The sequence below is a fragment of the Algoriphagus sp. A40 genome (assembly GCF_002002735.1).
Taxonomy (GTDB): domain Bacteria; phylum Bacteroidota; class Bacteroidia; order Cytophagales; family Cyclobacteriaceae; genus Algoriphagus.
In genome coordinates this window covers 255,734-268,878 of the sequence record NZ_MUNY01000059.1, presented here as the reverse complement: position 1 = coordinate 268,878, position 13,145 = coordinate 255,734, and the positions used below count along the sequence as shown (strand labels likewise).

General features: G+C 43.3%; 13 protein-coding genes. 12 read left to right on the top strand and 1 reads right to left on the bottom strand.

The window, feature by feature from the left end:
• Positions 1-75: 75 nt before the first annotated feature.
• Entirely contained in the window at positions 76-1,344 is a 1,269-nt protein-coding gene (gene hemA, locus B0E43_RS14690) for a glutamyl-tRNA reductase (RefSeq protein ID WP_077351003.1), read from the bottom strand.
• A 191-nt stretch (positions 1,345-1,535) separates the two neighbouring features.
• Here hemA and B0E43_RS14685 point away from each other — a divergent pair, with 191 nt between their 5' ends.
• The 12 genes from B0E43_RS14685 to B0E43_RS14630 all read left to right on the top strand — a co-directional run bounded on the left by B0E43_RS14685 (position 1,536) and on the right by B0E43_RS14630 (position 13,144).
• On the top strand, positions 1,536-2,219 hold the full coding sequence (locus B0E43_RS14685; RefSeq protein ID WP_077351001.1) for a helix-hairpin-helix domain-containing protein: 684 nt from the start codon (positions 1,536-1,538) through the stop codon (positions 2,217-2,219).
• Positions 2,220-2,396: 177 nt separating this feature from the next.
• A complete protein-coding gene (locus B0E43_RS14680; RefSeq protein ID WP_254423438.1) occupies positions 2,397-2,744 on the top strand; it encodes a type I restriction enzyme HsdR N-terminal domain-containing protein in 348 nt (115 codons plus the stop codon).
• Between the two features lie 103 nt (positions 2,745-2,847).
• Complete coding sequence (locus B0E43_RS14675) at positions 2,848-3,561, top strand: Crp/Fnr family transcriptional regulator (RefSeq protein ID WP_077350997.1); 714 nt, start codon at positions 2,848-2,850, stop codon at positions 3,559-3,561.
• 36 nt (positions 3,562-3,597) lie between these two features.
• The gene (locus B0E43_RS14670) at positions 3,598-4,116 is read left to right on the top strand and encodes a rhodanese-like domain-containing protein (RefSeq protein WP_077350995.1); all 519 of its coding nucleotides are present in this window, start codon (positions 3,598-3,600) and stop codon (positions 4,114-4,116) included.
• Between the two features lie 88 nt (positions 4,117-4,204).
• Positions 4,205-4,969: a DUF547 domain-containing protein gene (locus B0E43_RS14665; RefSeq protein WP_077350993.1), complete on the top strand. Its 765-nt coding sequence runs from the start codon at positions 4,205-4,207 to the stop codon at positions 4,967-4,969.
• Between the two features lie 40 nt (positions 4,970-5,009).
• Entirely contained in the window at positions 5,010-6,365 is a 1,356-nt protein-coding gene (locus B0E43_RS14660) for an NAD(P)/FAD-dependent oxidoreductase (RefSeq protein ID WP_077350991.1), read from the top strand.
• Entirely contained in the window at positions 6,362-7,906 is a 1,545-nt protein-coding gene (locus B0E43_RS14655; RefSeq protein WP_077350989.1) for a 4Fe-4S binding protein, read from the top strand. Before B0E43_RS14660 ends, B0E43_RS14655 begins: the two co-directional genes overlap by 4 nt.
• A complete protein-coding gene (locus B0E43_RS14650; protein WP_077350987.1) occupies positions 7,907-9,376 on the top strand; it encodes a cellulose synthase family protein in 1,470 nt (489 codons plus the stop codon).
• Between the two features lie 9 nt (positions 9,377-9,385).
• On the top strand, positions 9,386-10,078 hold the full coding sequence (locus B0E43_RS14645; RefSeq protein ID WP_077350985.1) for a glycosyltransferase family 2 protein: 693 nt from the start codon (positions 9,386-9,388) through the stop codon (positions 10,076-10,078).
• 71 nt (positions 10,079-10,149) lie between these two features.
• Positions 10,150-11,079, top strand: a complete 930-nt coding sequence (locus B0E43_RS14640) for a hypothetical protein (RefSeq protein WP_254423437.1) — start codon at positions 10,150-10,152, stop codon at positions 11,077-11,079.
• Positions 11,076-12,413 carry a glycosyltransferase 87 family protein gene (locus B0E43_RS14635; protein WP_139352778.1) on the top strand — a complete coding sequence of 446 codons (1,338 nt, stop codon included), beginning with the start codon at positions 11,076-11,078 and terminating at the stop codon, positions 12,411-12,413. The genes B0E43_RS14640 and B0E43_RS14635 overlap by 4 nt, the downstream gene beginning before the upstream one ends.
• A complete protein-coding gene (locus tag B0E43_RS14630) occupies positions 12,410-13,144 on the top strand; it encodes a hypothetical protein (RefSeq protein ID WP_077350981.1) in 735 nt (244 codons plus the stop codon). Before B0E43_RS14635 ends, B0E43_RS14630 begins: the two co-directional genes overlap by 4 nt.
• Position 13,145 lies beyond the last annotated feature (1 nt).

Here is a 13,145-nt window from a genome sequence, read left to right as displayed (position 1 = left end):
TTCAAATGGGCCTAAAGATAAAATGACCAAAGGATTCTGTTAGTGCCTTTGGTCATTTCTTTGGGATAAATCAGTTTATTTTTCGGCTTTGATTTTTTCCAGGTCAAAAAGGTCAGTGATGATTTCGATCATATCCATGGCCTCGTCCCGCTTGCATGCTGCCCTAAGCTGAACAACAGGCACCTTGAGGATCTTCTGCATCATGCTTTTGGTGATTTTGTCTATCAGGACGTATTCTTTTTCACCAACATTCTTGAGGTATCTGCTGAGTTCCTCCTGCCGGATTTGCTCCAGGGATTGCTTGAGCTTGTTAATGGTCGGGGAAACCATCATTTCCTTTTTCCAGCTGTAGAATTCTTCAATGCTTTCCTCGATGATTTCTTCAACTTTTGGAACAGCGGAAAGTCGTTTTTCGAGGGCTTCAGAAGCTTTACTTCGGATATTGTCCACGTTATACAACACCACTCCTGGTACATCTTCCACAAAAGTTTCGATACTTCTCGGGACAGATAGATCTACCAAAAGCTTGTAACTCTGAATGTCAAATTGCTTGACGAGTTCCTTTGTAATAAATGGCTCACTTTTCATGATTGAGCAGACAATTACATCTGCTTCATTCATGGCCTCCCGGCAATTCTCAAAAGGTACGACCTCAAATCCCAATGGAGCGGCTATTTCTTCAGCTTTGGATTGGGTCCGATTGGTGATTTTTACGATTGCCTCAGGGAGGTGCACCATGTTTTTGGCTACATCTTCTCCAATTTCTCCTACACCAATCAAAAGTATCCTGGGTTGGTAAGTATTGGAAGTAAGGCTATCTATCAGTTCAATGGTAGCATAGGATAGGGACGCTGCTCCGTCTCTGAAGGTAGTCTCCTGTACGATTCTTTTATTGGTGAAAAAGATCGTGTGCATCAGCCTGTGCAAAAACGGTCCGGCCATTTCCAGATCTGCTGAGGCTTGATAAGCCCGTTTTACCTGATTGGAAATCTGAATGTCACCGACTACCTGCGCTTCCAATCCCATCGATACCCGAAACAAATGGGCGATGGCTTTCCTGTCTTCGTTAAAAACCTCAAAATATTCCAGGTAATTGACTACATCGGCTAGGCCTTTTTCTATTCCGACGAGCTTGATTAGCTCTGTACTTAGATCCAGTTCGTGACTGTAATAAACCTCGGTTCTGTTACAGGTGGAAAGAATCAAGGCATCACCTATGCTGAAAAACTCTCTGATTTTCAGTAGAATACGCTGAATTGATTCTTCATCCAAAGAAATCAATTCTCTTATCTGTACAGGGGCGGTCTTGTGTGATAAACTAATCGCTCGAAACTTGGTCTGCATTTTTTCAAGTTTTGCAACACAAATTTAACAGACTATCCCTCCTCAAAAGTTTCTTTCGTGTAATAGCTGTTCAATTTAGAATCCGTCTAAATAATTACCGGATAATTCTTTCTATAACAAGTCTTCATTGGAATCTAAAAGCAATAATATTAACTTATCAGTTATTGAGGTTGACTTTAATTTTTTAAGCCATGATAGACCGATTTTTTTATTGGATGAAGTATTATCTCGGGTTTTCAAGCAAAGAATCCAGAGGATTTTTTCTGTTGATACCTGTTTTGGTAATCCTGAGTTTTACACCTTTTATTCTTAGGTTTTTCAAAAACAAAGAGGCTGAAAAGACTTTTCTCGAATTTCAAAGCCGAATCGATAGCCTTGAAAACCTTAGTATCCAGTTAGTGAGTTCTCCACTCCCCACTTTTAATCCTCAGGATACAGTCAGGTCCAACCGTAATCAAAAGCAGTTGGAAAATATCAACCGGATTCCTTTTTCAGAGGCAGATTCCATTACCCTTCAGATTGTTCCTGGCATCGGCCAGGCCACAGCCGGGAGAATCATTAAGTACCGCGAAAATCTCGGAGGGTTTCATTCACAAAGCCAGTTGCTTGAGGTCTTTGGAGTGAAGGAAGAAACAGCCCTTGCTCTTTGGGAATTTTTCGATTTTTATCCTCAGGTTTATAGAAAAATCCCGATCAATACAGCCAGTTTGGAAGAATTATCCGCCCATCCTTACATAAGCTATGGGGAAGCAAAAGTGTTGGTGGCCTACCGTGGTCAACATGGTGTATTTCTCTCTTCAACTGACCTTTTGAAAATCAAAATATTCAAGGCCGAATGGGTGGAAAAAATCAATCCCTACCTGGATTTTGAATAATGGAATGGAACATCCGCAACCATGAAATATTTTTTTAATCATCTTTGAGGCATGAGTTCGACTCACGATCAAAAAGTAAATCTACCTGTTCTAAATCTTCCCCCTTACGAGCCTGATTTGCTCCAATCAGATGGGAAGCTTTGGATTTTTGATTTTCTGCGGAAAAAAAATCTTGTTTTGACTCCAGAGGAATGGGTTCGCCAGCATTGGATTAACTTTTTGATCAACCATCATGATTTCCCCAGAGGACTTTTTTCACTGGAAAAAGGCATGAAATACAATCAATTACAAAAGAGGACGGATCTTGTAGTATTTGGGCGGGATTCCAAACCGTATTTGTTGGTAGAATGCAAGGCTCCAGCTATAAAAATTGACGAAAACACTTTAAGCCAGGCGATGGTTTATAATACTAAACTCAATTGCCCAAATCTTATTCTTTCAAATGGTCTTGTACACGTCTATTTGGAATATTCAATTGATGGAGGGAGGTTTGTTCAACGAAAAAAACCACCCAAAACCCCATAAACGAAAAAATCTACCCCAAACCTCCTAATAATTATATTATTTATATGATATATATCACCTTTTTTTTACATTGAATCAACAATTTTTACCCAGCGATTTAAATATGTCTAGCCATCCACATAACACACCTTGTGAACTTTGCTCCAGCAGGAAGTTTTCACTTTTTTCAGACCTTCCAGAAGCCCAGATTTGCAACATTTCCGACCATAAGAATCTGATTTCCCATCGGAAAGGGCAGATTCTCTATTACGAAGGAACAAAGCCACTTGGAATTTTCTGCATCAATTCAGGCGTGGTCAAAATTTATAAAACCGCCTCAAATGGGAAGGAGCAAATTATTCATTTGGCACAGAGAGGAGATTTCCTTGGATATGCAGCCCTTTTGGGTGAGGAAAATTATTCCAACTCAGCTATGATTTTGGAGGATGCAAAAATCTGTTTTGTACCTAAGGAAGTATTTATTAATTCCCTGCTTCACAATCCCCAATTTTTCCGTCGGGTTGCCAAATCACTCAGTCATGAGATCGGAGTGATGGAGGGAAAACTTACCGATGCGACTCAAAAAAGCATTCGGGAGCGGCTTGCTTACGTTTTGCTTCAATTGGGCAATTCTTATGGTGTGGAAGGTGGAGGTAATCAGAAAATCGACCTTATTCTCAGCCGGGAAGAAATTGCCGGAATTGTGGGTACAGCTACAGAATCAGTGATCAGATTGCTCTCAGAGTTCAAAAAAGACAACCTGATAGAACTTGAAGGAAAGAAAATCATCATCAAGGATCGACGCGGCCTGGCCCGTTTGTCAGATTTTTACGCTTGATCAGAACTACGGCACTGGAATTCGGGTTTTTCGGATATGAGCAGTATACTCCCAAGTAGGCTGGTTTTCCGGAAGGCCCGAATTCTTTTTTTTGGGCTATTGTTCCTTGCCTCTACCTCTTTTTCGCAGTCAATAGCTTATAAGACTCTTCTGGACGGATTGTATGATAAAACGTTCCCCACTGTCAAAGCAGAGCAAATCAATGATCTTTCTAATTATCAGGTGCTGGATACCAGGGAAAAAGAAGAGTTTGATGTCAGCCACCTATCAGGTGCCAAATGGGTGGGATTTGAAACTTTTAATCTAAAGAATGTCGCGGAGTTGGACCGTAATCAACCTGTTTTGGTCTATTGTACTGTGGGTGCAAGATCTCAGGAAATCGGTAAAAAACTTCTGGAAGCAGGGTTTACCCGGGTATACAATCTGTACGGAGGAATAATCCATTGGTCCAATTCAGAGAAACCTCTGGAATCTGAAGGAATACCAACCAAAAAGGTCCATACCTATACAAGGACATGGGGCGTATGGCTAAGCAAGGGGGAAAAGGTTTATTAATGGAATAAATGTCATCTTTCGGACAATGCCCAAAACCCATTTATCCGAAATTGGTTCTAGTTCGTAGATGCAAATCAAACCCTGAATTATGAAATTATTCCGCTTATTTTCTTTGGGATTAATAGCAGTTTTCTTTTTGTCCTGTCAAAGTTCCACTTTGGGAATGGCCGGCACCACTCCGCCAAGCCATCTGATTTGGGATCAGTTGGTCAAAACCCATGTCAAGCCCAATGGAATGGTAGATTACAAAGGGTTTATTCGAGAAAAGCCGAAACTAGAGCAATACCTCAAACTGCTTTCTGACAATGCTCCGGACCGTAAAACTTGGTCCAAAAATGAGCAATTGGCTTATTGGATCAATGCTTACAATGCCTTCACAGTGAAATTGATTGTGGATAATTATCCGGTGAAAAGCATCCGGGACTTGGGTCCTGAGCTCAAAATTCCCCTGATCAAGGATGTCTGGCATTACAAGTTTTTCAAGATCGGAGGAGTGGAGTCCAGTTTGGATGAAATAGAACATTCCATCCTGAGAAAAGAATTTGATGAACCCCGGATTCATTTCGCAATCAATTGCGCATCCGTTTCGTGTCCTCCTTTGTTGAACGAAGCTTTCTTCCCGGAAAAACTCGAGGCCCAGCTGATGAAAGTGACCACAGCCTTCATCAACGATCCGAGCAGGAATAAAATCACCCCGGATCAAGCCCAGCTTTCATCGATATTTTCCTGGTTCAAAGGGGATTTTACAAAAAATGGGACACTGATTGAATTTTTAAACAGGTACGCTAAAGTGAAGCTTAAGTCCGATGCCAAGATTTCCCATTTGGATTACAATTGGAATTTAAACGAATAGCTGAAACATATTCGGTAATTTATCCTCAAGAATTTAACCCATGAGCCAAACCCGGCATGTAGTTATCATCGGCAACGGAATTTCCGGAGTTACCTGCGCCAGACACCTGCGAAAGCTAGATTCTGGTGTCAGGATCACGTTGATCTCCGGCGAATCGAAATATTTCTTTTCCAGGACTGCCCTGATGTACGTGTTTATGGGGCACATGAAGTTTGAGCATACTCAGCCTTATGAGAATCATTTTTGGGAAAAAAACAGGATCGACCTGAAGGAAGCTTGGGTCAGCAAGGTGGACTTTGGAAATAAATTCGTCGTTTTTACCTCTGGCGAAAAACTGACTTATGATACTTTGGTCATAGCCACCGGTTCCAAACCCAATAAATTTGGCTGGCCTGGACAGGACTTAAAAGGTGTTCAGGGATTGTATTCCAAGCAGGATTTGGAACTGATGGAGCAAATCACCCAATCTGGTGTAAGTCGGGCAGTGATAGTCGGAGGAGGGCTTATCGGAATTGAAATGGCCGAAATGCTGGCGTACAAGAAGATTCCCGTCACTTTTTTGGTTCGGGAAAAAGGATTTTGGGACATCCTATTGCCCAAAGAAGAATCAGATCTGGTCGGTCGGCATATCCTGGAGCACCACATCGATCTCCGCCTCGCAACTGAACTGAAGGAAATTCTGCCGGATGAAAAGGGCCGAGTTCGGTCGGTCATTACTTCAACAGGTGAAGAAATTCCCTGTCAATTTGTTGGATTGACAGCAGGTGTGACACCGAATATTGATTTTCTGCGAAGTACCGAATTGGAAGTGGATAGGGGAGTGAAAATTGACGCCTTTTTCCGAACCAATATTCCCGATGTCTATGCCATAGGTGACTGTGCGGAGTTTGAAAAAGCACCGGCTTCGGATCGGCGGAAAATCGAGCAGGTCTGGTACACAGGCCGCATGCACGGCGAGACTTTGGCGTACAACCTTTGCAACAATCCAGTCCCGTATCAGCCTGGAGTCTGGTTCAACTCCGCCAAATTCTTAGATATCGAGTATCAAACCTACGGGACAGTTCCGCCAACTTGGGATGAAAGTCAAATCAAAAGCTTCTATTGGGAACATGCCTCTGGAAAAGTCTGCTTCCGGATGCTGATGGATAAGGAAGGAAGAATTCTAGCGGTAAATAATTTTGGTTTTCGGCTTCGGCATGAGTTTTTTGATCAGGCTATTCATGAAAAGTGGTCTGGAGAAAAGGTCATTTCCCGGTTGGAAAAAGCCAATTTTGACCCGGAGTTTTTTGCTCCTTATTACATTGAAATTCAGATGGCTTTTAAGAAAGAATTTGGAGGTAATTTTCATCCTGCCAAGAGATCATTCATCCAAAAACTGTTCGGAGCAAGCGTATGAAATGGATCGAAAAAATAGGTCTGGGATTGTTTTTGATCGGTTTGATTGCCTTTATCGTCATTCCATTTTTTGGGAAATACACCCTATCTGAGGAATTGGTCTTGACCAATACCAAGAACATCCATCAGGAAAAAATGGATGAAATCCTTTCCCCGATATACGGGCAGGAATTCAGTTCCAATCTCGCTTTTCTTTCCGCTTTCGGTGAAAATTTCAATACCTACAACGATAGCCTGAAATCCCAACAACTCTGGGATCAGGTCATTTGGGACGATTACAGTTTCCCTTTGGCCAAGGCTGCTTTGCAAAGTCCGGTGCGGGAAAATCCATGGCTGTATTTTGGATTTTCAATCGGATTGGCCGTTTTAGGTGGGTTTTTGTACAATTTCAGACAGCACTCCGGTGAGTCTGCCGGCATTAAAAACAACGGGATTTTTCACTCCTCCCTGAAGAACAAAGGACTTATCGGAATGCTCACTGGATCTTTTCTGATTCTTTTTTACATTGTATTGTATTGGTATCCGGCCTATCTGGTCAATCTCGTTTGGATGGTCGATCCGATCTCGGAGTTTCTGTCCGGCAATCCGGCCAGTCAGTGGTTTCTTTATGGATTGATTTACACTCTGGCGATTATTGTCATGGGAGTCCGCATGTTCCGCAAGTACCGTGGCAACAAGTATCAGCAACTCCGGACGGCTTCGGTGATGTTTTTCCAGACTGCCTTTGCATTTTTGATTCCCGAAATATTGGTTTTGCTCAACCAACCATATTTCGACTTCAAAAATATCTGGCCGCTGGATTACGACTTTTTCTACGACTATCAGATTGCCACTTTCCTTTCCGGAGGTGGAGTCGGGATGTTTATGCTGATTTGGGGAATATTGCTGATCATCGTTGGGGTTCCTGTTTTTACCTATTTCTTTGGAAAAAGATGGTATTGCTCCTGGGTATGTGGTTGTGGGGGATTGGCGGAGACTGTTGGCGATCCCTTTCGGCAGCTTTCTGACAAGTCTGTCAAAGCATGGAAATACGAGCGATGGATTATTCACGGTGTGCTGGTGTTGGCTGTGTTGATGACTGCTTTGACGATTGCCAATTACTTTTCGGGGTTCAGCTTTTTGGGAAATGTGACTAACCAGCTACATTCGTTTTACGGTTTTGCGATTGGGTCCGCTTTCGCTGGGGTGGTCGGGACAGGCTTTTATCCGTTTATGGGCAATCGGGTTTGGTGTCGTTTCGGATGCCCACTTGCTGCTTACCTCGGGATTGTGCAGCGCTTCAAGTCCAGGTTTAGAATCACCACCAACGGCGGTCAGTGCATCTCCTGCGGCAATTGCTCCACCTACTGCGAAATGGGAATAGACGTGCGCTGGTATGCGCAGCGGGGCCAAAACATCGTTCGGTCTTCCTGTGTTGGATGCGGAGTATGCTCGGCTGTCTGTCCTCGTGGGGTGTTGAAACTGGAAAACGGACCGGAAGAAAACCGCATCAATGAACTGCCGATTATCATCGGCAACAACTCCATCAAGATTAACCTGTAAATGATTTTCCTTTATTTCCTGTGTGGGCTGTACTTTTTGGGTATGCTGTTTATCCTGATTTACAGTCTGGCACAGGGGCATTTGCTTTTTCATTTCTTGAAAGCCAGAAAAGAATGGGGCCAAATTCCTCATGAAAATCCCATTTCATGGCCAAAAGTCACCGTTCAGCTTCCGATATTCAATGAACTTTATGTCGTTGAGCGATTGATTGATGCTGTCGCAAAGCTGAATTACCCCAATGATTTGCTTCAAATCCAGCTATTGGATGACAGTACGGATCAAACCGTTGGGTTGATCGAGTCCAAGCTGAAGGAGTATCCTGAAATCAATTTTCAGTATATCCACCGGGATGACCGAATTGGATTCAAAGCAGGTGCATTGAGAGAAGGGTTGGAAAAAGCTTCCGGAGAGTTTATCGCCATTTTCGATGCTGATTTTGTTCCTGATCCGGATTTCCTCCTTAAGACGATCCCTTATTTTTCCTCTGAAAAAATCGGGATGGTCCAGACCCGTTGGACTCACCTCAACCGTGATTATTCTCTCTTGACACGCTTACAGGCTTTTGCATTGGATGCGCACTTTTTCATTGAACAGATGGGCCGAAACCATCAGGGTGCATTTATCAATTTCAACGGGACGGGCGGAATCTGGAGGAAATCCTGCATTTATGATGCGGGCAATTGGCATGACGATACACTTACAGAGGACCTGGACCTGAGCTATCGCGCTCAGCGAAAGGGTTGGGAATTTGTCTATCGTCCTGAAATCGAATCTCCGGCCGAACTTCCCCCGATCATGTCCGCCATCAAGTCCCAGCAATTCCGTTGGACCAAAGGCGGTGCAGAATGCGCCTTGAAGCACGCAGGAGCGGTGAATCAGGAAAACCACCCGTTCCGGGTAAAATTTCATTCCTTCGCCCATCTGTTCAACTCAGTGATTTTTATCGCTGTTTTTGTCACCAGTTTGAGCAGTATTGGAGTGTGGTGGGCTGGGGAAAAAGGCTTGATTCCGGAAGTTTTGATCCGGATTTCCGGAATTTTCCTGATCGGATTTGTATTGATCGCAGGAGTGTATCTGGTTTCCTATTTCTATGGAAAACGGTCTTTCCTCAATTCTGCTTTGGGTGTGATCTGGCAATTGCCCTTATTTCTTTCTGTTTCCATGGGCTTAGCACTTCACAATGCACAGGCAGTTTGGGAGGGACTGAGCGGTAAAAAATCACCTTTCATCCGTACTCCCAAATTCAACCTGGAATCAGGCAGAGAAAAACTTTCCAGCAACCGCTACCTCCTGCACAGAATGCCGGTTACCACATGGTTTGAAGGAGTATTAGGTTTGGTTTTTTGGGGGATGGTCTGGCTGGCTTTTCGAGAGGAAAATTTCCTGTTCCTTCCCTTTCACACGATGCTTGCTTTTGGATACAGTCTGGTTTTCATTACTTCTTTTAAATCCTATGGCCTTGGCCGATAAATCTAGCTAATGCATAATCCCCCGATCATTGACGTCATCATTCCCGCCTACAACGAAGAAAAGTCAATTCCAAAAGTCATTGCCGAAATCCCCAATATTGTCCGTCACATTGTCGTAGCCAATAATAATTCCACGGATCGGACTGGAGAAGTGGCGAAAGCCGAAGGAGCTGAGGTGGTTTTCGAACGGCAAAAAGGCTACGGAAAAGCCTGTCTGACGGCTATGGATTGGATAAAAAAACAGGCTATTCAACCCGATATTGTGGTGTTTTTGGATGGGGATTACAGTGATTATCCTGCCGAAATGCTGGAATTGATCCAGCCGATTTTGAAAGGGAAAGCTGAAATGGTTATTGGTTCCAGAGCCTTGGGACAGAGGGAAAGTGGATCGATGACTTTTCCTCAAGTTTTTGGAAACTGGCTGGCTACGACCATGATGAAGTACATGCAAGGTGCCAAATTCTCTGATTTGGGGCCTTTCCGGGCCATCGTCTGGAAGAGACTTCTTGACCTGAATATGGTTGATCAAAACTTCGGCTGGACGATCGAGATGCAGATCAAGGCGCATAAAGCGGGTTTGCAATACACAGAAGTTCCTGTGAATTATCGCAAACGAATCGGTGTCTCCAAAGTAAGCGGGACGGTCAAAGGAGTCATCGGGGCAGGGTATAAAATTATTTTTACGATCTTCAAATATTGGTAAACAGTGTGCAGTGTTCAGTCTCAGTTGGAAGAATGTAAGGCCTATATTTGAGCATTATTTTAGAATAGTAGATGAATCATTCAGCCGAAAATATCCGAAACCCGAAATCCGAATTCCGAATTCCATATCACCTAATCTCTCTTCTCCTACTCTTGGTTTTCCTTTCTTCCTGCAATTCTTCAGGTCGGGAAGGAGTGGAAGAGGAGCAATTTGCCAAGTATTGGTATCAGGGAAACGCGGAAATCAATGTCTTTGACCTGCAGCAAAGCAGATATGGGGAAGTCCGTCCGGGCAAGGCAGTAATGATTTTTGTGACGGAGGATTTTTCCAAATCCAAACAGGTCAAGCTGGACAATCCTGAAGACCGCCGATCAGATGCCCAAAAGGTTCTCAAGCTAAACATGACACGGGAATTTATCACTGGAGTCTATCCTTATCATACCATGGTTTCGGTGTTTACACCGGTTTATGAAGAAGTTTGGTCACCCAAAATTGTCGCTTCTGTGACCGAATGGTGCGGGCAGTCCTTTACCCAACTTAATTTCAAAAGCGGAAAATATACAGCAAAGCAGTTTTCCTATTTTGAATCTGAGGGAGATTCGGAAACAAAACTCGATGCACCAGCCGAGGAGGAGATTTTCAACCTGATCCGGCTAAATCCAGAATTGGTGCCAATGGGGAATCTTCGGTTGGTTCCAAGCCTGATTTTTCAGCGGTTTGCCCATATTCCTTTGAAACCTGAATCCGCCACAATTTCCAAAAAGGACATCGGTTCCAACCAATCCGAAATCGAAGTGGTTTACTCTGAAATTGGCCGCAAGCTTATCGTACGCTACCAGAATTTTTTCCCTTATGAAATCATTGCATTTGAGGAAATCTGGACCAAAGCCGATGGAAAACAAGAAGTCACCACCGCCACCCGAACAACCCTGAAAATGCTCGATTATTGGAATCAGAATGAAAAAGTGTTTGAACCGCTGCGAAAGGACCTGGGGCTTTGAATAAGACGATGATGTATGCCGTTCAGGCATTGTTGGTCCTGCTGATGCTCGCAGGCATTTATTTTCTTGGAAACTTGGTTCCAAGGACAGATTTTCAATCCACCCTAGGACTTTTTGTGCTGTTGTTTGGGTTGATGTTTTTGGTTTTTGCACTTGCCAAAGAAGAGACTCCCTGGTTTTTCATTTTCATCGCAGGGCTTTTGCTCAGATTTTCTCTTTTTTTGGCGATTCCGCAGTGGTCGGAGGATTATGCGAGATTTCTATGGGATGGGGAAGTGCTTCGGCTTGGTGAAAATCCCTATTCCGAAACTCCTGCTGAGTTTCTTGAAAAGCATCCCTTGGAGTCTTCGGCGATGCTAGATCAGCTTTTTCCCTTTCTCAATTCACCGGATTACTATTCAGTATACCCGCCTTTGAACCAGGGAATTTTTTGGATGGCAGCCAAAGCCTCCAACGGGCTTATCGCCAATGGGATTATCAGTTTGCGACTCCTGTTGATTTTGGGGGAAATCGGAGTTTTCATGCTTTTTCTGAAATTATTGAAATCCTTCCAACTTTCTCAAAAACTGCTCTGGCTCTATTGGCTCAATCCTTTGGTGATCTTGGAAGTCACTGGAAATCTTCATTTCGAAGGGCTGGTTTTACTCTTGCTTTTGGCGACCGTGTTGGCTTTGAAAAACAAACAACACTCTACTGCTGGAAGCTTTTGGGGACTTGCAATCGGGATGAAGCTTTTGCCATTGATACTATTGCCGGCTTTTATCTTTCATCCCGAAACTAAAAAGAATACCTTATTATGGTTTGGAGCTTTGGTGGCAGTGATAATTAGTTTCTTCTGGCTGATCTTCAATACGGCATCGATGAATTTCTTCCAAAGTCTGATGCTCTATCAGGGTAAATTCGAATTTAATGCCTCAGTTTATTACCTGCTTCGGGAAGTTGGTTTTTGGATTCAGGGATACAACACCATTGGTGTGCTGACAAAAATTCTTTCCTTAGTAACAATGGTTGCGATTGCCTTTTTCTCCTGGAAAAAGAAACCCCAAACCCTCACTGAATTGGTGGATCTGTGGGTTTTGATCTATCTCATTTATCTGATTTTACAGCCTGTAGTCCATCCTTGGTACCTGATTCCGGCTTTTGGTTTGAGCCTATTGACCGGACGGAATACGTTCTTGATTTGGACTTTTGCAGCTATTTTTTCTTATCGAGCCTATGGAAATGAAATTGTGGTAGAAAACCAATTGTTTCTTCTGATCGAGTATTGCTTAGTCCTCGCTGGAATTTATTTGGATTACTTTCTGCCAAAAAGAAAACCTAATTTAACCCCATGAGACCCATCCTTCGTTACCTGGTTTTCCTTGGTTTAGTCCTTCAGTTTTCCTGCGGAAAAAGTCCAGAAAAACAAGCCCGAGAGCTATTGGAAAAATCCATTGCTGCTCATGGAGATGAGGAAGGATGGGATGAAATCAGCAGTCTCAAATTTCGGAAAGTCACCAAATTGCTCAATGAGGACGGTTCTGTCGAAAGTGAGTTGGATCAATGGCACGAGTTTCGTTTCAAACCCTATTTCGAAGGAAAGATCACCTGGACCAAAGACAGCATTTCTCATGTAGCGACCTGGGACGGAACCCAGATGCACTATTTCATGGGGGAAAATGAGGTGCAAAATGCAGGATTTCTGGCTTCCAAAAAGAAAGATTTCGATGCGGCTTTTTATGCGGTCGCCCAGCCTTGGAAACTGTTGGATGAGGAAGCAAAGCTGATCTACGAGGGCCAAAAAACACTCGAAAACGGAAAATTGGTTGAAGTCATCCGGGTGGATTATGGTCCCGATTCAGATATCTGGTGGTATTATTTCGATCCGGAAACGGCTGAAATGGTTGCAAATGAAATCCAGCTTAAAGATCACCGCAGCCTAGTTTACAACCTGGGTTTTGAGGAAGTGGAGGGATTCAGACTTCATGGCAAAAGAGAAAGTTGGAGAGTGAACGAAAAAGGGGAGAAGCTGTTCCTTAGGGCAGAATACGTTTACTTAGAATATGAAATTGAATTTGAAAAATAGA